Source organism: Nocardioides sp. YIM B13467, assembly GCF_042788075.1.
In the GTDB taxonomy this organism is placed as follows: domain Bacteria; phylum Actinomycetota; class Actinomycetes; order Propionibacteriales; family Nocardioidaceae; genus Nocardioides.
Genome location: NZ_JBHZPJ010000046.1, coordinates 1,051,809 through 1,073,576, shown reverse-complemented (window position 1 = coordinate 1,073,576; position 21,768 = coordinate 1,051,809). Strand labels below are relative to the sequence as shown.

Genomic DNA, 21,768 nt, shown 5'->3' with positions numbered 1-21,768 from the left:
GTCCACCCCCACGTCAAGGAGCTTCTGTGGTTGACATCGATCGTCGTCGGTTCCTAGGTCTCGCCGGCGACGCAGCCGCGCTGACCATGCTCGACCAGAGCATCGCGCGAGCCGCCTCCATCCCCGCCGCCCGCCGGACCGGCACGATCCGCGACATCGAGCACGTGGTCGTCCTGATGCAGGAGAACCGCAGCTTCGAGCACTACCTGGGCACCCTGCGCGGCGTACGCGGCTTCGGTGACCCGCACCCGGCGATCCTGCCCTCGGGCAAGCCGGTGTGGCACCAGCCGAACGGTGACGGCGAGCTCCTCCCGTTCCATCCCGAGGTCGACGACCTCGGCGCCGCCTTCCTCGAGGGTCTCCCGCACAGCTGGCCCGACGGCCAGCAGGCGATCAACGGTGGTCGCTACGACCAGTGGGTGCCGGCCAAGGGCACCACCACGATGGCGTACCTCCAGCGGCAGGACGCCGCCTTCCACTTCGCGCTGGCCGACGCGTTCACGGTGTGCGACGCCTACTACTGCTCCTTCATCGGCAACACCGACCCCAACCGCTACTACATGCTCTCGGGCTGGACCGGCAACGACGGCAAGGGTGGCGGGCCGGTGCTCTACAACGACGAGGCCGGCTACGACTGGACCACCTACGCCGAGCGGCTCGAGAAGGCCGGAGTCAGCTGGAAGGTCTACCAGGACGAGGGCACCGGCCTCAACGCCGAGGGCGACAACTGGTGGGGCTGGACCAAGGACGCCTACATCGGCAACTACGGCGACAACTCGCTGCTCTACTTCAACAGGTTCCAGGACGCCCAGCCCGGAGACCCGCTCTTCGAGAAGGCCCGCACCGGCACCCGTGCGATCGACGGCCAGGACTACTTCGAGATCCTGCGCGCCGACGTCGAGGCCGACAACCTGCCCTCGGTCAGCTGGATCGCCGCACCGGAGGCGTTCTCCGAGCACTCGAACTGGCCGACCAACTACGGCGCCTGGTACATCGCCAAGGTGCTCGACGCGCTCACCTCCAACCCCGAGGCGTGGGCCAAGACCGCGCTCTTCATCACCTACGACGAGAACGACGGCTTCTTCGACCACCTGGTGCCGCCGCACATCAACAGCCCGCTGGTGCCGGGGGAGTCGACCGTCTCGACGGAGAACGAGCTCTACACCGGCTCCCACGGCGACGGCCACTACGGTCTCGGGCCGCGGGTGCCGATGTTCGTCGTCTCCCCGTGGAGCGTCGGTGGCTGGGTCTCCTCGGAGACCTTCGACCACACCTCGATCCTGCGGTTCATGGAGGAGCGCTTCGGTGTCGCCGAGCCCAACATCACGCCGTGGCGTCGCGCCGTGTGTGGTGACCTGACCTCGGCATTCGACTTCTCTCGCACCTCCGAGCCGCCCGTGCTCCCGGACACGAGCGGGTGGGAGCCCGCCGACCGCGAGCGCCACCCCGACTACGCCCCGGAGGCGCCGGCGAACGGAACGATGCCGACGCAGGAGCGCGGCACCCGACCGGCTCGCCCGACCCCCTACCGGCTCGAGGTCATCGAGACCGCCGCCGTCGGCGAGATCGCCGTCGAGATCCACAACACCGGCAGCGTCGGCGCCCACTTCCAGGCTCGGCTGCTCGCCCCGGAGGGTGCGCCGCACAGCTACACCGTCGGCGCCGGCGACACCCTGTCGGTGCGCTGGCCCGTCAGCGGCGACTACGAGATCCACCTGCACGGGCCCAACGGGTTCTTCCGCTCCTACGCCGGCACCGCGGGTGCCGACCCCGCGCCCGCCAACCTCCGGCGGGATGGCCGCTCGCAGCGGCTCACCGTGACCGCGCCCCGCAAGGCCGAGATCACCAGCGCGTACGCCGGCAGGATCCGCTCCCGCCACCTGGACACCCGCGCCACCGGGGGCTGGTACGACCTGACCCTGACCGTCCCGGGCACCACCTGGGCACGCGGGTTCGCCGGCCACCTGGAAACCGGACGTCCCTCCGTGAGCGACCCGCAGCTGGGGAGCTAGGAGGGATCGCTGGGCCGGTCCTTCTCGGACTGGGCCGGCGGGTCGAGGATCGGGGCAGCAGTCTCGGGGGCTGCCTCGACCTCGGCCCTGGCTGCCTTCTTCGCCGCCTTCCTGGCGGCCTTCTTCTCGAGGCGCTGCACCTCGCGCTGGACGATCGCCTCGCGGCGTACGCCGGTGCCGACCAGGTTCACGATCAGGAAGAGCATCGGATAGATCGGCCACGGATGCCCGTCAGGGGCCGAGGTGAACATCCAGATGCCCCAGGTGATGAGGCTGACCATCAAGAAGGTGGCGACCGCCTCCTGGAGCTCCTTGCGGTAGGCAGCCGCACCCTGCTCGCGGAACCTGAGGGTCTCGGGGAGGCCCGCTCCGGGCTCGCCGGCAGCGGGCTCGGCGACCACGAGATCGTCCACGAGCGCGGGCAGCTCACCGAGCGTGCGAGCCTCCAAGAGGGTGCCGACCCTCTCCTCGTGCTCCTCGCGGGTCAGCCGGCCGTCGGCGAAGGCATCGGTGAGAACGGCGCGTACAACCTCCCGATCGGCATCGGAGGCGCGCATACGTGCGTTGTCGGCCTGCCTCGGGTCGAGGCGGAACCGGGTCCAGAAACCCTCCACACCACCAGCCTAGACGCCAAGCCCGACACCGTCTGTTGAAGCGCCTGCATTAGAGTGACTCGCGCTGGCTACCTGCTAGTATAGAACACGTTCTAGTTTTGCTCTGCCTAGGTTTGAGGGAGGTGGCGGATGCGGATCGCTCTGCTGTCGTATCGCAGCAAGCCGCACGTCGGCGGTCAAGGCGTCTATATCCGCCATCTGAGTCGGGAGCTCGCCAAGCTCGGGCACACGGTCGAGGTCTTCTCCGGTCAGCCCTATCCCGAGCTCGACCTCGTGGGAGAGGGCGTGACCCTCACCAAGGTGCCGAGCCTGGGTCTCTACGAGGAGCCCAACCCGTTCGGCAACCCGAAGCTCTCCGAGCTGCGCGACCTGGTCGACGTCGAGGAGTGGGCCCGGATGCGCACCGGCGCCTTCCCTGAGCCGCTGACCTTCGCCAAGCGCGTTCTGAAGGTGCTGAAGGTGCGGAAGGACGACTTCGACATCGTCCACGACAACCAGACCCTGGCCACCCCGCTGCTGAGCATCGAGCCCGAGCTCGGCCTGCCGCTGGTGACCACGATCCACCACCCGATCTCCTTCGACCGACGCATCGAGCTGGACAGCGCCCAAGGCTGGAAGAAGAAGTTCGGCGTCTGGCGCTGGTACTCGTTCGTGAAGATGCAGGCGAAGGTCGCCTCGCAGCTGCGGCACGTGATCACGCCCTCGGACAACTCCAAGCGCGACATCCTCACCGACTTCGGCGTCCCCTCCGAGCGGGTGCAGACCGTGCACCTCGGCGTACCGGAGGAGTTCGTCCCGCCGACCGGGCCCCGCATCCCCGGGCGGATCCTGGCCATGGCCAGTGCCGACGCCCCGCTGAAGGGCATCGCATTCCTGCTCGAGGCCTTCGCCAAGCTGCGTACCGAACGTGACCTGGAGCTGGTGCTGGTCTCCAAGCCCAAGAAGGGCGGTCCGACCGAGCAGCTCATCGAGAAGCTCGCGATCAAGGACCACGTACGTTTCGTCAACGGCATCTCCGACGCCGAGCTCGTCGAGCTGATGGGCTCCGCGGAGATCGCCTGCGTGCCCTCGCTCTACGAGGGGTTCTCGCTGCCCACCGCCGAGCTGATGGCGTGCGGCACCCCGCTCGTCGTCTCCCGCGCCGGCGCGATCCCCGAGGTCGTCGGCCCCGACGACCTGTGCGCGAAGCAGGTCACCCCGGGCGAGACCGAGGAGCTCGAGCAGGCCATCGCGGCGCTGCTCGACGACCCCGAGCGCCGGGCCCGCTACTCGGCCGCCGGGCGCGCCCGGGTCGAGGAGCACTTCTCCTGGCACGCCGTCGCCGAGCGGATGACGGCCCTCTACCAGCAGTCCATCGACGAGTTCCACACAGACGAGAGGAAGTGAGCCGTGCTCACCGTTGACTTCGACCGCCTTGGCCTTGAGCCAGGAGAGCGCGTGCTCGACATGGGCGCCGGCGGTGGCCGGCACGCCTTCGAGATGTACCGCCGCGGCGCCGACGTGATCGCGTTCGACCAGGACACCGAGGAGCTGGCCAAGGTCAGTGACTGGTTCTTCGCGATGCGCGACGAGGTCCCCGAGGGCGCGAACGCGGAGGTCAAGGAGGGCGACGCCCTGTCGCTGCCGTTCGCCGACGGCGAGTTCGACCGGATCGTCGCCGCCGAGGTGCTCGAGCACATCCACCGCGACGTCGACGCGATCAAGGAGCTCGTCCGCGTGCTGCGTCCCGGTGGCACCCTCGCCATCTCGGTGCCGCGCTGGCTGCCCGAGGTCGTCAACTGGAAGCTCTCCGAGGACTACCACAACACCACCGGCGGCCACATCCGCATCTACACCGACCACGAGCTCATCGACAAGGTCACCAAGGCCGGCCGGCCCAACGACGGCACCCCCGGTGACGCGATGATCTTCGAGGGCAAGTCCTACGCCCATGGCCTGCACGCGCCCTACTGGTGGCTGAAGTCGGCCGTCGGCGTCGACAACGACAAGCACGTCCTGGTGAAGGCGTACCACCAGATCCTGGTCTGGGAGATCATGAAGAACCCGCTGCCGCTGCGTCTCGCCGGGAAGGTCCTCGACCCGATGATCGGCAAGAGCATGGTTCTCTACTTCCGCAAGCCGGGCCCCATCGCCACCGACCCCACCTCGGCTGCCTGATTCGCGGATGAGAGTCGAGATCCCGTACGTCGACGGGGTGCTGACCCCTGCCCAGATCGTCGCCACGGCCGGGTCGATCGCCCGCGCGCAGGAGGCGTCAGGCGCGATCCCGTGGGTCCCTGGTCAGCACACCGACATCTGGAACCACGTCGAGGCGGCCATGGGCCTGCTCGTCGGTGGCCTGGTGGAGGAGGCCGAGGCTGCGTACGACTGGATCCCGTCCCTGCAGAACGGCGACGGCTCCTGGCCGATGAAGATCGTCGCCGGCTCGGCGGTGGAGACGATCGGCGAGTCCAACATGTCGGCCTACTTCGCGGTCGGGCTCTGGCACCACTGGCTGATCCGTCGTGACCGGGCGTTCGTGGAGCGGCTGTGGCCATCGGTGCGCGCCGGACTCGACTTCGTGGTCGGCCTGCAGCTGCCCTTCGGCGGGATCGCCTGGACCCCGCGCGACCCGTTCGCGCTGCTCACCGGCTCGTCCTCGATCTACCAGTCGTTGCGCGCCGGAGTCGCTCTGGCCGACCTGATGGACGACCCGCAGCCGGAGTGGGAGATCGTCGGCGGCCGGCTCGGTCACGCCCTGCGTCACCACCGTGACTCGTTCGAGGACAAGTCGCACCACTCGATGGACTGGTACTACCCGGTCCTCGGCGGTGCCGTTGTCGGCGCCGACGGCCACGACCTGATCGCGTCGCGCTGGAACCACTTCGTACGCCCCGGCCTCGGTGCACTCTGCGTCGACACCAATCCGTGGGTGACCGGCGCGGAGACCTGCGAGCTGGCCATGGCGCTCGACAACATCGGCGACCACCGCCGCGCCCTGCGGCTGCTGACCGAGATGCAGCACATGCGTGCCGACGACGGCGGCTACTGGACCGGCTGGGTCTACGAGTCGCCCGACTACCCCAACCCCAACCCCAACGCCTACTGGCCCGAGGAGCACTCCACCTTCACCGCCGCCGCCGTCATCCTGGCCGCGGACGCGCTGGGGGAGCGCTACGGCGGGTCCACCCCGGGCTCCGCCATCATGCGCGGCACCTCCCTCGCCGCTCCGTTCGAGGAGTTGGCGCTGGAGTGTGGGTGCGAGACGAGTTCGGCAGGGATACCCGGTTAACCGGGTATTCCTGCACTTCTCGGGCAATGCAACACCCGAGAAGTGCAGGAATACCCTGATCGATGTGACTCCTGTGGCGCCTGGGATCAGCTGAGCCGACGCAGGACCCTCAACGACCCGACGGCGCCGATCTCCTCGAACTGCTTCGAGGCGAGCGCGGGGAGGTAGATCTCCTCGTACGGCGGCCGGCCGCCCTCGGCCGGGTCCGGGAAGACGTCGTGGACCAGCAGCAGACCACCGGGCATCACCTTCGGCGCCCAGCCGCGGTAGTCCAGTTGCGCCGGCTCCACGCCGTGGCCGCCGTCGATGAACAGCAGCGAGACCGGCGTCGTCCACCACCGGCTCACGGTCGTCGAGGCGCCGATCACCGCGACCACCTCGTCCTCGAGGCCGGCCTGCTCGATCGTGCGCCGGAAGGTCGGCAGCGTGTCCAGCCGCCCGGTGCGCTCGTCGACGAGGGTCGTGTCGTGGTGCTCCCAGCCCGCCTGGTTCTCCTCGCTGCCGTGGTGGTGGTCGACGGTGAACACCGTGCCTCCGGTCAGCTTCGCCGCGGCGCCGAGATAGACCGACGACTTTCCGCAGTAGGTCCCGATCTCGACCGCCGGCCCGTGCGGCAGTCGCTCCACGGCGTACTCGAACAGCGCCATGCCCTCCTCAGGAGGCATGAACCCCGTGGCGTCGAGAGCGTGCTTCAGCAGTTCCGCGGGCATCTCAGGCGTAGACACCCGGGAACCCTAGCCGAGTGGCGCGCGGCCTGCGTCGAGTGGTCATCAACCTGGGATCACGGCGAGAATCCCACCATGAGCAGATCCTCCGCCGGGCATTCGGTGATCGTCGTCCCGGTGCCCGAGCTGGAGGCGTACGTCCTGGAGCGGACGCGCCACTATGACGACTCGTTCGTATCGGCGGACCCGGCGTTCGTGCACGCGCACATCACGCTGCTCGCGCCGTTTCTGGCCTCACCTATGACCGACGATCTGGAGCGGGTCGGCAAGATCGTGGCCGCAGCGGCCGCGTTCGGCTTTCGACTGGACGACCTACGTGTCTTCGCCGGCGGCACGATCTATCTGCATCCTGAGCCCGCGGAGCCGTTCGCGGCACTGACCGCCGAGCTGAGCGCGGCGTTTCCGCAGTGCCCGCCCTATGACGGCCTCTTCGATCCGGTGCCGCACCTGACCGTCGACCACATCGCCGGGGGAGTGTGCCTCGACTCGACACGTACGTCCTTGGCGCCGTTCCTACCCGCGCGATGTCATGCGGACCGGGTCAGCCTGCAGTGGTACGCGAACCACGGCTGCCGGACCATCGCCGAGTGGCCGCTGGGCGGAGCCACGCATCAGGGTCCAGGCGCGGACATCGCCTGCATCACGTAGCCGACGGCGACGAGCATCGTCAGGCTGCTGATGGCGATGCCGGCGACCGCTGCCCAGCGGCCGCGACGCTTGTCGTCGGCGGTGCGGGCCAGGCCGATGATGCCGAGGATGAAGCCGAGCGGGCCGCACATCAGCACGCTGGCGAGCAGCGACGCGACCGAGACCGCGTCGAGCGGTACGGAGTAGAGCGACCAGGCGTTGGCCGGCTTGTCCGCCGCCGGCGCGGTCTGCTGCTTCGGAGCGGCCGACTGCGGAGCCACCGGCTGAGGGTTCGGAGGCTGCGGGGCAGCGGGCTGGGCGCTCGCCGGCTGCTGTGCGGCGGGCGGGGGAGGCGGCGGCTCCGTTACCGTGCGAGGAGGCTTCGGCGCCGGAGGCCGCTGTCGCGAGGACAGCGCGGCGTTCGCCGCTCGAGCCTGCCGTGTGGCCTGCCGCAGCCGGCCGGCCGACGGACGCACCCGAGCGGGTGGCGGCACCGGAGCCGGCGAGTTGCTGCCGGGCGCCGGGGCGGGCCGCGGAGTCGCGGCACCCCACTCGGCCCGCCAGCGCCGGTCGCGGCTGAGCGGCGGAGTGGGAGAAGCAGACGCGGGCGCCTTCCCCGCGGCCCCCGACGCAGCGGCCTTACGGCGGCGCCGGGCGAGCTCCTCGTCGAGGGTGGCCCTGGCGACCGGGTCGAGCAGCACGTCGCGCGCCCGGTTGATGCGCATCATCAGCTCGCCGTCGGCGGCACGACCGCCACGGTCGGGATGAAACTGCTTGGCGAGCTCACGATGGCGAGCTCGGACGGCCGCGTCGTCCGCGTCCGGACCGATCTCGAGCACGGCATAGGCGTCGATGAACTTCCCGCTCACTCAACGCCCCCCACGCACAGTCCTTCGGTTGTCGGCTTCGCCTCCGGGCTGACCCACACCCGGTGCCCAAGAATCCCAGAACAGTGAAATCCTAGAGCAGTTGCGGCGAGATGCTGGTTTCGCCACGGGAAATTGATCGAGGGCCGCCCGATCGGGCGGCCCTCGCTCTATACATCTTCGCCTTCGGCGACTCTATACATCTTCGCCTTCGGCGACTCTATACATCTTCGCCTTCGGCAAATGTGGAGCGGACGACGAGGCTCGAACTCGCGACCTCAACCTTGGCAAGGTTGCGCTCTACCAACTGAGCTACGTCCGCTTGCGAGAAGAACAGTAGCGGATGTGGTCCGTTCACCTCCAACTGGGGTCCCGCGTGTCACGCACCCTCTTCCGGCACATCGGGTGATGCCGTACGCCGCTCGATCTGCTCCACCAGCTGCGCGACCTGGGCCTGGTGTGCCGCCCGCAGATCCTCGAGCCGTTCGCTCGCGTGGGCGCGCTCGCGGTCCAGCTCGGCGCGGGTGGCATCGCGATCCGCCTTCGCCGCCGCCTCGCTCCCGCGAAGGTCGGCCACCTGGTCCCGCAGGGCGTCGATCTGCTCGCGGGCGGCGTCGCGCTGCGTACGCAGCCCGGTGATCGTCGCCTCCGCACTCGCCGCCGCCTTCTCGGCGGCCTTCTTCTCCGCGGTCAGCTGCTCCTGGAGCCGTGCCGTCGCCTTCTCGGCGTGGTCGGCGCGCGCGGTCTCGCTCCGCCGGCGCTGCACGGCCGAGGCGTGCTCGGCCCGCAGCTGCTCGAGCTTCTCGGCCAGGGCGTCGCGCGCCGAGGCCGTCTCCTCGAGACGCTTCTCGAGGGAGGCGATCGTCGCGGAGGCGGACTTCGCCGCGGCAGTCGCGTCGGACTCTGCTCTCTCCCGGGCCGCCTGTGCGGCCTGGCGGGACTCCTCGGCCGCGGTCGTGGCGGACAGCGCCTCCCGCAGGATCTCACCAGAGCGTTCCGACTCCTCCAAGGCCTCCGCAGCAGCGGCGTCTGCCTCGTCGCGCTCCGCCTCGGCCGTACGTTGCGCTTGCTCGGCGCGCACGGCGCGAGCGCTCGCGGCGGCGATCTGCTCCTGCGCCTCGCTCTGCACGGTCGCGATCTGGGCCTCGGCAGCGGTCAGGTCGCCGAGCGTACGCAGCTCATCCAGTGCCTTCGGGAGCTGGTCGAGGAACCTGTCGGCGAGCTGGGTCAGCTGGGTGGTGATCTCCGCGGCCCGCTGCTGGGCGGCCTGCACCGGTCGCGCGGTCTCCTCGGGATCCCGAGTCTCGACGAGCCGCTGCAGGCGCTTCCGCTCGCGCCAGGCGGCGGCTCGGTTGTGGGCGGGGTCGTCGCAGTACTCCGGCGGCCGGCCGCTTCCGCTCTCCGGCGCCGCCGCCGGCAGTGGACAGCCGGGGAAGCGGCAGAGCTTCTCGTCGGCAGCAATCGTTTCCATCATTACGTCAGCATAGCGTGACGAAACACGTAACGAATACTTAATGTGGTCCAAATGGGATCCCGACGGGACACACAACATAACTGGCATTATGATGTGTCCCGTGAGCACGCTCGAGAACCGTCCCCAGACCCCCTACACAGACCTGGCGGTGACGGAATCCGTCAGAGAGCTGTTCCTCGAAGACCTGAGGGAGCTGCCCCAGGAGAAGAGGGCCGAAGCGCTCGCCAGAAGGTTCCTGCTCTCGTACGCGGGGCACACCCGCGCTGCGTACGGACGTGACCTCGCCGACTGGTTCGGCTGGTGCGCCGCGCTGGAGATCGACCCGCTCGCCGCCAACCGGGCGATGGTCGACGGCTACGCCCGTCATCTGGAGACACGGCGGAGCCCCGCGACGATCGCGCGACGACTCTCCGCGATCGCCGGCTTCTACCGCTACGGCGTGGCGGAGGACGTTCTCAACGCTTCACCGGCTGAGCACATCAAGCGCCCCAAGACCAGCAACGACTCCCAGACCCTGGGCATGGACAGAGGCGAGGCGCGCGCCTTCCTCGCCGCCGCGCGGGACCACTCCAGCCGCGCCGCCGCGCTAGTGACTCTCCTGCTCAACGACGGCCTGCGCATCTCCGAGGCACTGGGCGCCGACGTGAGCGACCTCAGCCACTCCCGCGGCCACCGCATCCTGACGATCACCCGCAAGGGCGGCGCGCGCCGCGACGTCGTCCTCAACCCGGCGACCTCACAGGCCCTCGACGCCTACCTCGACGCCCGGGCCGACGGCCCCGTCTTCATCACCGGCACCGGCAACCGCTGGCACCGCTCCGAGGCCTTCCGTCTCATCCGCAAACTCGGCGCCTCGGCCGGCATCGAGCACGGCGACAAGCTCTCCCCGCACAGCCTCCGCCACACCTTCGTCACCCTGGCTCGCGAGGCCGGCGTACCTCTCGAGGACGTCCAGGACGCCGCCGGCCACGCCGACCCCCGCACCACCCGCCGCTACGACCGCGGCCGCCACAACCTCGACCGCCACCCCGCCTACGCCCTGGGCGCCTTCCTCGCCGACTGAGAGCGGGCCGGCGAGGAATGGGCTCCGGCGCCGAGGACCGTCGTACGGTCGCACCGGGCAGCATCAGACCTGGCGGTTGGCGCGCTCCTACTCCGCGTGGGAGTGCGCGCCCGCCTCGTGGTGATCAGCGGCCCGCATCGCTCCGTAGAGGTGGTGGCAGTACACCTGATAACCGAGCATGGCCTGCACGTAGCGTCGTTCGTCCTCCATGGACCGGGCGCGGTATGCGGCCAGGTCACGTACGGCATCGAGGCGGTGCTCGAGTTCGTCGCGCAGAACGTTGGTCAGGTAATCACCCAACTGTTGGCTCGAGCCTGATTCGATTGCGCGTTCGGCCAGGGGGATCACGGGACCGACGGACAACCCGACCGGCTTCAGGCCTGTGTATGGGGCGCCCTCCCCGGCGCGGTGCAGGCGTACCACGGTCTCGAAGAACCAGAGCTCGGCGGTCTCGCGTACCGCCGGACCAGTGTCGCGAAGCGGCGCCACGCGGTCGTAGGCCGCGCGGACCTCGGCTTCCGCTTCGGGGGGCACGAACGGCAGGACAAGGTCGACGTCGGCCGCTTCCAGCGCCTGGCGAGCCGCAGCGACGACGGGGCCGTCCAGTGAGTCACAGTGCGGAGGCATGTCATCCCTCCTTGACGGATTTCGTCTCCTTGACTTCGACGCTAGGCGGGGTCACCGCCGAGGAGAAGAGACCAAGGTCACCGGGTTCGGTCGACGCCCACGGGCAACCGCTGCCGCCTGACGGAGAGGCCGCCGGTTTGGCGTTGCGTGGCGCAGAATGGCTGCATGTCTCGCCCGCGCGTGGTGATCTTCAACATTGCGTCGCTCGACGGCCGCCTCACCCTGGCTCCGGGTGTCGGTGTCATGTCCGGGGACGAGCGTTGGAGCACCATGACTCGCGGTATGGGTGACCCTTACCTGTGGGCTCGCGAGGCCCACCACCCAGACCTGCTGCTGGAGGGCAGCGGGTCGCTTCTCACTCCTGCGCACACGGACCTCTACAGCGTCGAGCAGGAGCCACCTCCGGAGGGAGAGCACTTCCTCCCAACAGAGATCGCCAAGGCCCCAGGACGAAGGTGGTTCACCGTCGTGGACGGAGCCGGTGTCGTCGACCTGCAGTTGACCGAGTGGCCCGACCCGAACTGGGCCGGCTGGCACGCCTTGGTCCTCACCTCGCGTGCCGCGCCACAGGAACACCTCGCGGTGCTCCGAGACCGCGGCATTCCGTACCTGGTCGCCGGTCACCAGCACGTCGCGCTCGGCCGGGCGCTGGAACTGGTGAGATCGTTGCTGGGCGTCCACACTGTCGTCAGCACTGGCGGTGGCCGCCTCGGTGGAGCCCTGCTTCGCCAGGGACTGGTCGACGAGATCGATATCGAGTTCTTGCCCTGGGTGATTGGCGGCCGAGGGACTCCGGCACTGTTCGACTGCGCCCCCTTGGACGCTGCGGAGTGGCCAACCCGGTTGGAGCTGATCGAGCACGAGGTGCTGCCTGACGGTCGGATTCGGTTGAGGTACGCCGTCACGACCGGATGAGTCGAGGGCCCATCAAGAACGTCGGGCTGCGCGGGTCGCTGGGCGAGTGCCGGTGGACTGCCGTCCTTCGACTGGGTGGCCGGGGACGAAGGTCTCTATGGGGCGCGCGGTCGTGGGGCGGAGCATCGAGCCATGAGAGGACCGTGGTCTGGTCGGGTAGCGATCGCCTTCACGCTGGCCGGCGCGTATCTGGCGTGGTACCGGCTGGGTCGGACCTACGGGTCGACGGCGGCCGAGCGTCGGGCGCCGATGCCCGGCGATGACTTGGTGGACTGCCCGACGGTCTCGTGCACGCACGCGGCCACGATCCCGGCGCCGCCGGAGCGGATCTGGCCATGGCTGGTGCAGGTCGGCTGGCATCGGGGCGGCTGGTACACGCCGGGGTGGGTCGATGTGCTGCTGTTCCCGGACAACTGGCCGAGCACGGAGACTATCGTCGAGGACTACCAGAGCCTGACGGTCGGCGACTTCGTGCCGGACGGCGCGCCCGAGACCGAGTGCGGGTTCGTGGTGCGCGAGCTCGCCCCCGAGCAGCACCTGTTGCTGGAGTCCACGACGCACCTGCCGCTCACGTGGCGGCGCCAGGGTAGGGCGCACTTGCGCTGGACCTGGTGCTTCGTCCTTCGCCCGGTCGATGGTGGGCGGGCGACCCGGCTCGTGTTCCGCTGGCGAGCCCGGACCGGCCCCTGGTGGTTCACGGCGGGCGCGCACCTGCTGATCGTCCCGGCGGACTTCATCATGTCGCGAGGCATGATGCGCGGGCTGCGCATCCGCGTGACCATGCGGCCGCCCATGGGTTGACCGTCGCGCTGCCGAACGCTGTGCCGACCCCAGGACGCGTCTCGTTCAAGCCGCGGAAATCCATCGGAGAGCCTGACAAGCCGCATAGGTCCCAGTACGTTCGGGGTGGCAGCCCACCCTTGTCAGTGTTGACGGAGGAGAGATATGAGCCAGACGAGCGTCCATGAGCTCGCCACGGACTACGTGGTGGTGGGGGCCGGATCGTCAGGCGCCGTGCTCGCGGCACGCCTCAGCGAGGACCCGAGTGTCCGGGTCACGCTGCTCGAGGCGGGACCGCGCGGCAAGAGCATGAACATCCACATCCCGGCGGCGTTCTCGAAGCTTTTCAAGTCCGAGCACGACTGGGACTACTCCACCGAGCCGCAGCCGGCGCTCGGCGGCCGGCGGATCTACTGGCCGCGCGGCCGGATGCTCGGCGGCTCGTCCTCGATGAACGCGATGATGTGGGTCAAGGGCCTTCAGGCCGACTACGAGGCGTGGGGCGCGGCGGCCGGGCCCGAGTGGGGCTGGGACGTCGTCAAGAAGACCTACGCGAAGCTCGAGGACGTCGAGGACGCCACCGCGCTGGACGGCACCGGTGGCCCGGTCCGCGTCGAGCGGCAACGCAGCCCCCGTCCCTACACCGAGTCCTTCCTCCAGGCCGCCGAGCAGGCCGGCTACCGGCGCGGACGGGCCAACGGCCCCAACCCCGAGGCGTACGCCGAGACCATGGTGACCCAGCGNTAACGCGCCGCCTCGTCGAGGTTTGGTCAGCTCAGGGTCATGATGGGCTCGCCGTTGGCGTTGAGCCCGGTGCCGTGGGTGCACGTGCCGGACCTCGGCGCGCCACCGTTGTAGGCCTGGCGCAGGCAGTTGCGCAAGGCGAGCTGGCCCCAGTGGTTCGGGTGCAGACTCTCCTGGATGTAGTAGTTGCCGCTCGTGGTGGAGACGGTGCGGATCTGGTTGACCCACTCGGTCTTGTCGACCGCGCCGGAGGCCCGCCAGCTCGAGAGCCCCTTCTCCTCGAGAAGGCCCACGGTGTTCTCACACAGACGGCGGCCGGCGAACGCACCGGAGACGTTGAGCGTCTTGATGTTGGTCAGCCCGGAGTCGGTCGCCGCGCCCGAGATCGCGTTGTTGATCGTCGGCAGGATCGTGTTGTACGCGTAGTCGGCGTCCGCGTTCCAGAAGCCGCACCCGCCGGTGTTCTGGCGGGTGTAGCCGGACTCGCTGTAGCGGTAGACCGAGGAGGTCGCCAGCGGCGAGGGCACGTTCTGGACGATCAGGGTCCACCCGTTGTCTGCGTAGCCCGCGTTGCGCATGGCGGTGCGTACGTTCTGGAAGGCGGTGGCGATCCGGGCCCGCACCGCGGCGACGTTGCTCGCGGCCATCGCGTTGGTGACCACCGAGTCGTCCTTGCAGTAGTCCTTGAGCCAGGACGGTGAGGCCAGGAAGTTCTGGACGCACTGGGTGACGATGGCGGCGAAGTTGAAGTCGTTGCCGCCGATGCCGATCGTCACCGCCTTGACGTTGTGGGTCGCCGCGAAGCTCTGCAGCATGAGGGCCTGGCCCTGGTTGCTGCCGTTGGAGTAGAAGTCGACGCCGGGCTTGAAGTAGCCGTCGCTGGTCGTGGTCGTGGCGACCTTCGCGCCGGAGCAGGCCAGGTTGAGCCCGCTCACGCCACCGCCGACGTACGCCTCAGCGGCCGTGCTGCGGTGACACCGATTGATCGTCTCCGCGGTGTGGGTGGCGTTGTCGAAGTACGTCGCGCTGCCGCCCGCGTCGATGAGCGACTCGCCGGAGTTGGTGTTGCCGGCCCAGCGGCCGGCTTCTCCGGAGACGTAGCTGTCACCGACGGTGACCATCCACGGGGTGCCGCTGCCGGGGCCGTCGGCGTGCGCTGGTGAGGCCATCAACGACGTCGCCGAGAGCAGGGAAGCGGGAAGGAGAAGGGCCGCGGCGACCTGGGCGACACGGGTGGTGAGACGTGGCACGGAAACCTCCGGTTTGGTCTGGGACAGGCTTCCGCGACGCGGAGCCGCCTCAGGCTAGTGACGTACGTCACGCCGGGGGAATGGCTGGGAAGTAATACCTATCGACCCGAAGGTTAATTTTTCGGCGACGCTCTCGAGTGACCCGAGATCTTCCGGTGTCAGGTGCCGAGGACCTGAAGGGTGGATCCCTCGCGGCCCTTGGCCACGGCCAGCTGGGCGGGGATGCGCTCGCGCATCTCGGTGACGTGGCTGACCACGCCGATGATGCGGCCGCCCTCGCGGAGCGTGTCCAGGACGTCGAGTACGTCGTCGAGGGTGTCGGCGTCGAGGGAGCCGAAGCCTTCGTCGACGAAGAGGGTGTCGAGCATCTGGCCGCCGGCCTCGTTCATGATCACGTCGGCCAGGCCCAGCGCCAGGGCGAGGGAGACCACGAAGGTCTCTCCGCCCGACAGCGTGGCTGGGTCCCTCGACTCGCCGGACCAGTCGTCGCGGACCATCAGCGCGAGTCCGCCGCGGCGGTCGCCGGCGCCCTTGGCCGCGGAGTGCTCAAGGGCGTAGCGCTGGTCGCTCATCTTCGCCAGCCGCTCGTTGGCGGCGGCGACGACCTGGGTGAGGCGGTAGGCGACGACGTAGGCCGACAGGCTCATCTGGAGCTGGTTGTCGCTGCTCTTGCCCTCGGCGAAGGAGGCGATCCGGGCGGCGACCTCGAGGTCGTCGCGCACGGGCGCCCAAGCCGAGAGGGCGCCGTTCAGGTCGCGTTGCAGGGAGTCGAGGCGGGCGGCCCGGTTGGCGGCGGTGTCGGCCGCCGAGCGGGCGGCGTCGGCGGCGTCGGCGGCCTTGCGATGGGCGGTTGCGAGCGCCGGCAGGTCCGGCTCCTCGGTGGCCAGGATCTCGTCCGCGCCGGGGGAGTCGAGGGTCGCCCGGGCGGCCGCCAGGCTGTCGGCGTACGTCTTGATCTGGCTGTTCAGCGCCGCGACCCGCTCCGGTGGCAGCGCGGCGGCGAGGGCGCTCTCGGGGGTGTCGAAGCCGGCCCTGACCGCGGTGGCGGTGAGCGTGCGCTCGGCGCCGGCGAGCGCCTCGGCGGCGCGGGTGGCGGCCTCGAGGCGTTCGAGGTTCGTGGTCGCGGCGCGGTGGTCGCGGTCGAGAGCGGCGAGCACCGCGCCGAGATCCTGGTGGTCGCCACGGATGTCGGCCAGCTGCTCCTCGAGACGCTCGCGTTCCTCGGTGAGGTGACGCAGGGTGGTCTCGAGCTCGGCGGCTCGGGTCTCGAGCTCGGCACGGAGCGTCGCCGAGCGGGCCCGGGTCTCCTCGGCGGCGGTGAGCTCGGCGCGCAGGCTCGGCTCGCGGGCAGCCGTACGCTCCAGACCGGCCAGGCGCTCGGCCATCGACGCGACCGGCTCGTCGGTCTCCCCAGCAGCCTCCTGGGCGAGCTGGAGACGGGTGGTGAGGTCGCGTACGTGCTGGTCGCGGGCGTGCTCCTCGGCGCTGGCGTTGTCGTAGGTCGCCTGCGCGGCCTTCTCTGCAGCCGCGTCGGGGGCGCCGTCGGCGGGGGAGGCCTTGTGGGGGTGCTCGTGGGACCCGCACACCGGGCAGTCCGCACCGACGGCGAGCGCCCCGGCGAGCTCGGCCGCGATGCCGTCCAGCCGGGCCTGGCGTACGTCGAGATAGTGGGTGCGCGCCTCCATGGCGGCCGTCCTGGCCGACTCGTGCCTGGCTCGGGCGTCGACGAGCTCCCGGGTCAGCCGGCCGACCTCGGTGACGGCGGCGACCTGGGCACGCAGCACCGGGATCGCCGCGGCGGCCTCGGTGGCCGCAGCCAGGTCCGCGGTGAGGGCCTCGGCCTGCTGCGGCAGCTCATCGGCGAGCCTGGCCTGTTCACGGGTCTGGGCGAGGAGCCGGTCCCGCTGGGTGCCGGTGCCCGCCAGCTCGCGGGTGACCTCGCTGAGACGTTGCTGGACCGGCGCCAGGGCACGGGCCTGGGCGAGACGGGCCGAGATCCGGTCCACGGCCGCCTTGGCATCGGTCAGGGTCAGGTCGCTCGGAGCGAGCGAGGTGGCCCTGGCATGCTCGCGCCGCGCCTGGTCGGCCAGCTCGCTGACCCCGGCCACGGCCTCGGCCCGCTGGGCGGCCTCGACACGGCGTACGCGTTCCTCCTGCTCCTCGGCCGCGGCGACGAGACGGCTCTCGGCGGCGGCGGCTGCCCGGAGGCCGCGCTGCTTCTCGGCCATCGCCCGAGCGGCGTCGAGGGCGGCGAGGGTCTCCGACTCCGCGGCCAGGGCCTCCATGGCGGCGCCGGAGGTGACGGCCTGCGACTCGGTGGCCTCCTCGGCCAGCGCTCGGGCCCAGGTGGCGATGGCACCGTCGCCGGCGGGGAGGCCGAGGTCGTGGACGTCCCAGTCGTCGGGGAGCGTGACGGCTGCGGTCTCGCTGATCCGGCTGACCACCTCGGCGACGCCGGCGTTGAGCTCCTCGGAGCGCCGCCGGAGTTCGACGCGGCGCTCACGCAGCCAGCGCTCGACATCGGCGAAGCGCTCGGTGCGGAAGAGCCGCTCGAGCAGCCGTTTGCGCTCCTCGGCGCTGGAGCGGAGGAAGGCCTGGAAGCGGCCCTGCGGAAGCATCGCGACCTGCACGAACTGGGTCAGCGTCATGCCGAGGAGGTCCGAGACCAGGTGGCCGGCCTCGTCGAGGCGGGTGGTGAGAGTGCGCCACTCCTCGCCGACCTGCTCCATGAGCACGACGGAGGCCTGCTGGGTCGTGGTGCCGGCGCCACGCCGCTTGGGTCGCTCCCACGACGGGGAGCGGGTGATCCGGAAGCGTCGCTGGGCGAGCGTCGCCTCCAGGACGACCCGGGTCGCGACCTCGGCCGGGGCCCGGTCGCTGCGCAGCCGCTTCGCGACCGAACGGTCACCGGGGACGTCGCCGTAGAGCGCGAAGCAGACCGCGTCCAGGACGCTCGTCTTCCCGGCTCCGGTGGCGCCGGAGAGCAGGAAGAGCCCCGCCTCGGAGAGCTGGTCGAAGTCGACGCTCACCGTGCCCGTGAACGGGCCGAACGCGGCGACCTCCAGGTGGTGAAGGCGCATCAGAAGAGCACCTCGAGCCACTCCTCTTCCTCGGCGACGCCGGAGCGCGAGTCGAGCGAGTCGACCTCGGGGTCCTCGCAGCAGGCGTCCACGGCGGTCTGCAGCAGCGCCAGCTCGGCCTTGGCCGCGGGCTCGCCGCGGAGCTCGGCCACGAACTCGGTGACCAGGTCGATGTCGCGCCGCGGCCGGGACGGGTCGGGCTGCGACAGAGCACCGAGGACCGGCGCGGTCGACTCGAAGCCCAGCACGAGGGTGTGCGGGAACCGCCGCCGCAGCCGCTCCATGGCCTGGGCCGGGCGGATCCGGTCGGTCAGGGTGATCTGCAGCCACGACTGCTCGTGGACCTCGTGGCGGGGGTCGCTCAGGAGCTCCTCGAGCGTGCCCCGCAGCCTGGCCAGGTTGCGCGGCACCGGCGCCTCCACGAACTCGCTGGCCACGAAACCGGACTCGTCGAGATCGATGAGCCATGACCCCTTGAGGTGGTTGGCCTCGGAGAAGGAGTAGGCCAGCGGGGAGCCGCTGTAGCGCACCGTGTCGGTGATCGTGTGGCGGCCGTGGAGGTGGCCGAGGGCGGAGTAGGAGATGTCCTCGAAGAGGCTGGCGGGCACCATCGAGACGCCGCCGACGGAGATGTCGCGCTCGGAGTCGGAGGGCTCCGCGCCGGTGACGAAGGCGTGGGCCATCACCACGCTGCGGCCACCTCGGTGGTTGAGGTCGGCGCGGACCCGCCGCATCGCCTCGCCGAGCGCCGCCTGGTGGGAGCGCGACTCCAGGCCCCACGAAGCCCTGGCGGCGTCGGGATCGAGGTAGGGGAGACCGTAGAAGGCCACTTCGCCGTGCTCGTCGGGGAGCATCACCGGGCGGCCGACCCCGGCCAGATCGGTGCGGATGAAGATGCCGGCGGCGTCGATCAGCTCGGAGCCGAACCCCAGGCGCTGGGCCGAGTCGTGGTTGCCGCTGGTGATGACGACCTTCGCCCGCGAGGCCGCGAGCCGCGAGAGCGCCTCCGAGGCCAGCCGCACGGCGTCGACCTGCGGAAGCGCCCGGTCGTAGACATCGCCGGATACGCACACCACGTCGACGGATCCCTGCTCCACCACGGAGAGGAGATGGTCGACGTACGCCGCCTGGTGCCCGAGCATGCCCTCCCGGTGGAAGGACCGGCCCAGGTGCCAGTCGGAGGTGTGCAGGATCCGCATGAAACGAAAACTATCGGTGAGCACGGACAGTCTTGCCCCCGACTCACCGCCGGAGCGTCGGCTACGCGGGATAGGTCACTTTGATCGCCAGCTGCCGCTGCAGGTTGTCGGCCGCGTCGGACACCCGGCGGCGTACGCCCGGGTCGAGATCCAGCTCGATGACCGCCCGCGCGGCAGTGAGGGTCTCCTCGGTCACCGAACCGCTCGGGAAGAACGCCTCGGCGGCCTCGGCGAGGCTCCAGCCCGAGCGCTTCTCGGCGGTGGCGGGAAGCTCGGCGAAGTAGCGCTCGACGTAGTCCGTGGTGAGCTCGGCCGGGCCGGTCCAGAACGCCCGTCCGGCGGCCAGGATGTCGTAGTTGGGCAGGTCGGTCTCGCCGGTGAACACGGACCAGCCGTATGCCTTCGCCTCCGCGTCGGGGATGCTGACCAGGGCGCCGTTGAGATGGATGCGGGCCTCGTTGGCCGGCTCCGCGTCATAGGCGGCCTGCAGCTCCGAACGATCCGCGAAACCGTTCTCGGCGAGCTTGGCCAGGATGCGCCAGCGCAGGTCGAGGTCGGTCTCGATCCCGGCCGGGGGAGCGGCGAGCCACTCCCGCAGCAGCGACTCGGACGTCGCCGAGCGGATCGCCGCGCGATAGGACGACAGCTGCAGCTCCGAGCCGGGAGCGACCTCGGCGAGCTTGCGGAGGGCGGCCTCGTGCAGCCGCTCGCGCGCCCCCGCGGGCGCCAGCGGCACCACCGAGCCGAAGAGCCACGGCATGGTGCGCCTCGGGGTGTCCTCGAGGTCCTCGACCGGCAGCGACGCCTCGGCGATGTCGATGACGTCGGCCGGGTCGACCGCGGCGTTGAACCAGGCGCTGCGCAGGTTGTTCCACACCCCCGCGCGCAGACCGTCGTCGGTGATCGAGGCGATCGCGCCCTTGAGCGCCTGCACCGTCTCCCAGTCGGGGATGGCCGAGGCCCAGGTGTCGTCGTAGGGGTCGAGCACGACGGCGTTGGCGGCGACCTGGAGCGGCGTCTGGTCACCGCTCACGGTGATCTCCTCGGTGGTCCACCGGGTGCCGTTGAGGATCGCGGCGCGGAAAGTGTGCGAGCGGTCGGCGGGGTGCCGGGACGGAGCGGTGCGGTTGACGACCATCTTGGCCGGATCCCACGAGAGCGTGTCCGGGCCGGCTTTGAGCAGCCACTGCGAGGTGAAGGTGTCGAGGTCGAACTCGACCCCCGCCTCGGCCGCGGCGGCATCCCACGAACCGAACAGGTCGTGCATCGTCGCGTTGCCGAACCGGTGCCGGGTGAAGTGGTCGATCGCACCCGCGAAGAAGACGTCGTCACCCAGCGATGCGGCGAGCTGGCGCAGGATCGCCGAGCCCTTGGAGTAGGAGATCCCGTCGAAGTTCTGCAGCGCGGAGACGGCGTCCTCGGCGCCGTTGCCGGCGACCGAGTGCGTCGAGCCGCGCTGGTCGGCGGTCAGACCCCACTGGCGGCGGGCGTAGGACATGTCGGCCCAGGCGTCGGCGTACTCCGTGACCTCGGCGGTCACCCGGTTGCCCATGTATTCGGCGAACGACTCGTTGAGCCACAGGTCGTCCCACCACTGCGGCGTGACCAGGTCGCCGAACCACTGGTGGGCCATCTCGTGGGCGACCGTGGTGGCCCGCTGGATCCGCATGCCACGGGTCACGCGGGAGGTGAAGACGAGCGGGTCGCGGAAGGTCACGCAGCCCGGGTTCTCCATCGCGCCCGCGTTGAACTCCGGCACGAACGCCTGGTGGTAGTTGCCGAACGGGTAGCGGATGCCGAAGAGCCGGTGGAACTCGTCGAAGCACTGCTTGGTGATCGTGAAGAGCTCCTCGGCGTCCTTGTCGAGGTCGGCGGCGATGCTCTGCCGTGAGCTCAGCGACAGCGGGATCCCGTCGTGCTCGTCGTGGATCATGTGCCAGGGGCCGGCGACGAGCGTGACGAAGTACGTCGAGAGCGGCTGGCTCCGCTCGAACTCCCAGGTCCCGGGGGAGGTCTGGGTGCCCGGCGCGTTGCCGATCACCGTCCAGTCGTGCGGTGCGGTCACGTGGAAGGTGTAGGGCGCCTTCAGGTCGGGCTGGTCGAAGCAGGCGAAGATCGTCGGGGCGGCGTCCATGAAGCACATCCCGTAGACGTAGGCCCGCCCGTCGGCCGGGTCGACGCTGCGGTGGAGCCCCTCGCCGTCGTTGCGGAACGGCATGGTGGCCTCGACGACGAGCTCGTTAGGGCCCTCGTCCGTGCTGATCGGGAGACGCCCCTTGGCGAGCGTGGCCGGGTCGATCGAAGCACCGTTGAGACTGATCCGCTCGACCGAGACCGGCTTCAGGTCGAGGAACGTCGGCCCACCGCGCGAGGTGAACCGGATCGTCGTCACGGAGCCGAACGTCTCCTCGCTGGAGCCGAGATCGAGGCGTACGTCGTAGTCCTCGATCTTCAGCAGGCTGGCACGGGCGGCGGCCTCGTCTCGGCGCAGGGGCAGGCTCTGGGTGCTCACGTCGCACAG

At 70.2% G+C, this 21,768-nt stretch carries 18 protein-coding genes and 1 tRNA gene; 9 read left to right on the top strand and 10 right to left on the bottom strand.

Annotation, left to right across the window (positions count from 1 at the left end):
- The first annotated feature begins 26 nt into the window (after positions 1-26).
- Positions 27-2,012: a phosphocholine-specific phospholipase C gene (locus ACFX43_RS12420; protein ID WP_378821188.1), complete on the top strand. Its 1,986-nt coding sequence runs from the start codon at positions 27-29 to the stop codon at positions 2,010-2,012.
- On the opposite strand, the gene ACFX43_RS12415 is transcribed toward ACFX43_RS12420, so the two are convergent.
- On the bottom strand, positions 2,009-2,626 hold the full coding sequence (locus ACFX43_RS12415) for a DUF1707 domain-containing protein (RefSeq protein WP_378821186.1): 618 nt from the start codon (positions 2,624-2,626) through the stop codon (positions 2,009-2,011). The two genes, ACFX43_RS12420 and ACFX43_RS12415, sit on opposite strands and share 4 nt — an antisense overlap.
- 129 nt (positions 2,627-2,755) lie before the next feature.
- Here ACFX43_RS12415 and ACFX43_RS12410 point away from each other — a divergent pair, with 129 nt between their 5' ends.
- From ACFX43_RS12410 to ACFX43_RS12400, 3 genes are read left to right on the top strand one after another with little or no spacing between them, the layout of a single operon-like run.
- Positions 2,756-4,012: a glycosyltransferase family 4 protein gene (locus ACFX43_RS12410; protein ID WP_378821184.1), complete on the top strand. Its 1,257-nt coding sequence runs from the start codon at positions 2,756-2,758 to the stop codon at positions 4,010-4,012.
- Positions 4,013-4,015: 3 nt separating this feature from the next.
- Positions 4,016-4,783, top strand: coding sequence for a class I SAM-dependent methyltransferase (locus ACFX43_RS12405; protein ID WP_378821181.1), 768 nt, complete (start codon positions 4,016-4,018; stop codon positions 4,781-4,783).
- Positions 4,784-4,790: 7 nt separating this feature from the next.
- Positions 4,791-5,897 (top strand): prenyltransferase, encoded by a 1,107-nt coding sequence (locus ACFX43_RS12400; RefSeq protein WP_378821179.1) that lies wholly within the window; start codon positions 4,791-4,793, stop codon positions 5,895-5,897.
- A gap of 86 nt (positions 5,898-5,983) precedes the next feature.
- Here ACFX43_RS12400 and ACFX43_RS12395 read toward each other — a convergent pair whose 3' ends face one another.
- On the bottom strand, positions 5,984-6,622 hold the full coding sequence (locus ACFX43_RS12395) for a class I SAM-dependent methyltransferase (RefSeq protein WP_378821176.1): 639 nt from the start codon (positions 6,620-6,622) through the stop codon (positions 5,984-5,986).
- A 75-nt stretch (positions 6,623-6,697) separates the two neighbouring features.
- Between ACFX43_RS12395 and ACFX43_RS12390 the strand changes: the two genes are divergently transcribed.
- Entirely contained in the window at positions 6,698-7,270 is a 573-nt protein-coding gene (locus ACFX43_RS12390) for a 2'-5' RNA ligase family protein (protein WP_378821173.1), read from the top strand.
- Here the strand turns inward: ACFX43_RS12390 and ACFX43_RS12385 are convergent.
- From ACFX43_RS12385 to ACFX43_RS12375, 3 genes are all read right to left on the bottom strand, one after another.
- A complete protein-coding gene (locus tag ACFX43_RS12385) occupies positions 7,234-8,118 on the bottom strand; it encodes a DnaJ domain-containing protein (protein WP_378821170.1) in 885 nt (294 codons plus the stop codon). The two genes, ACFX43_RS12390 and ACFX43_RS12385, sit on opposite strands and share 37 nt — an antisense overlap.
- A 243-nt stretch (positions 8,119-8,361) precedes the next feature.
- Positions 8,362-8,437: transfer RNA gene (locus tag ACFX43_RS12380), tRNA-Gly, on the bottom strand.
- A 57-nt stretch (positions 8,438-8,494) separates the two neighbouring features.
- Complete coding sequence (locus tag ACFX43_RS12375) at positions 8,495-9,589, bottom strand: hypothetical protein (protein ID WP_378821167.1); 1,095 nt, start codon at positions 9,587-9,589, stop codon at positions 8,495-8,497.
- A 100-nt stretch (positions 9,590-9,689) separates the two neighbouring features.
- Between ACFX43_RS12375 and ACFX43_RS12370 the strand changes: the two genes are divergently transcribed.
- On the top strand, positions 9,690-10,652 hold the full coding sequence (locus tag ACFX43_RS12370; RefSeq protein WP_378821165.1) for a tyrosine-type recombinase/integrase: 963 nt from the start codon (positions 9,690-9,692) through the stop codon (positions 10,650-10,652).
- Between the two features lie 87 nt (positions 10,653-10,739).
- Here ACFX43_RS12370 and ACFX43_RS12365 read toward each other — a convergent pair whose 3' ends face one another.
- Complete coding sequence (locus ACFX43_RS12365) at positions 10,740-11,279, bottom strand: DUF6448 family protein (RefSeq protein WP_378821163.1); 540 nt, start codon at positions 11,277-11,279, stop codon at positions 10,740-10,742.
- A gap of 165 nt (positions 11,280-11,444) precedes the next feature.
- Here ACFX43_RS12365 and ACFX43_RS12360 point away from each other — a divergent pair, with 165 nt between their 5' ends.
- From ACFX43_RS12360 to ACFX43_RS12350, 3 genes are all read left to right on the top strand, one after another.
- Positions 11,445-12,194, top strand: a complete 750-nt coding sequence (locus tag ACFX43_RS12360; protein ID WP_378821161.1) for a dihydrofolate reductase family protein — start codon at positions 11,445-11,447, stop codon at positions 12,192-12,194.
- Between the two features lie 132 nt (positions 12,195-12,326).
- A complete protein-coding gene (locus tag ACFX43_RS12355; RefSeq protein WP_378821158.1) occupies positions 12,327-12,995 on the top strand; it encodes a hypothetical protein in 669 nt (222 codons plus the stop codon).
- A gap of 144 nt (positions 12,996-13,139) precedes the next feature.
- On the top strand, positions 13,140-13,721 hold the full coding sequence (locus ACFX43_RS12350) for a GMC family oxidoreductase (RefSeq protein ID WP_378821156.1): 582 nt from the start codon (positions 13,140-13,142) through the stop codon (positions 13,719-13,721).
- A gap of 23 nt (positions 13,722-13,744) precedes the next feature.
- Here the strand turns inward: ACFX43_RS12350 and ACFX43_RS12345 are convergent, their stop codons facing one another.
- From ACFX43_RS12345 to pepN, 4 genes are all read right to left on the bottom strand, one after another.
- Positions 13,745-14,968, bottom strand: a complete 1,224-nt coding sequence (locus ACFX43_RS12345; RefSeq protein WP_378821154.1) for a hypothetical protein — start codon at positions 14,966-14,968, stop codon at positions 13,745-13,747.
- A gap of 158 nt (positions 14,969-15,126) precedes the next feature.
- The gene (locus tag ACFX43_RS12340) at positions 15,127-18,048 is read right to left on the bottom strand and encodes an AAA family ATPase (RefSeq protein ID WP_378821152.1); all 2,922 of its coding nucleotides are present in this window, start codon (positions 18,046-18,048) and stop codon (positions 15,127-15,129) included.
- On the bottom strand, positions 18,048-19,247 hold the full coding sequence (locus ACFX43_RS12335) for an exonuclease SbcCD subunit D (protein ID WP_378821150.1): 1,200 nt from the start codon (positions 19,245-19,247) through the stop codon (positions 18,048-18,050). The genes ACFX43_RS12340 and ACFX43_RS12335 overlap by 1 nt, the downstream gene beginning before the upstream one ends.
- A gap of 61 nt (positions 19,248-19,308) precedes the next feature.
- Complete coding sequence (gene pepN, locus ACFX43_RS12330; RefSeq protein ID WP_378821147.1) at positions 19,309-21,759, bottom strand: aminopeptidase N; 2,451 nt, start codon at positions 21,757-21,759, stop codon at positions 19,309-19,311.
- Positions 21,760-21,768: the final 9 nt, after the last annotated feature.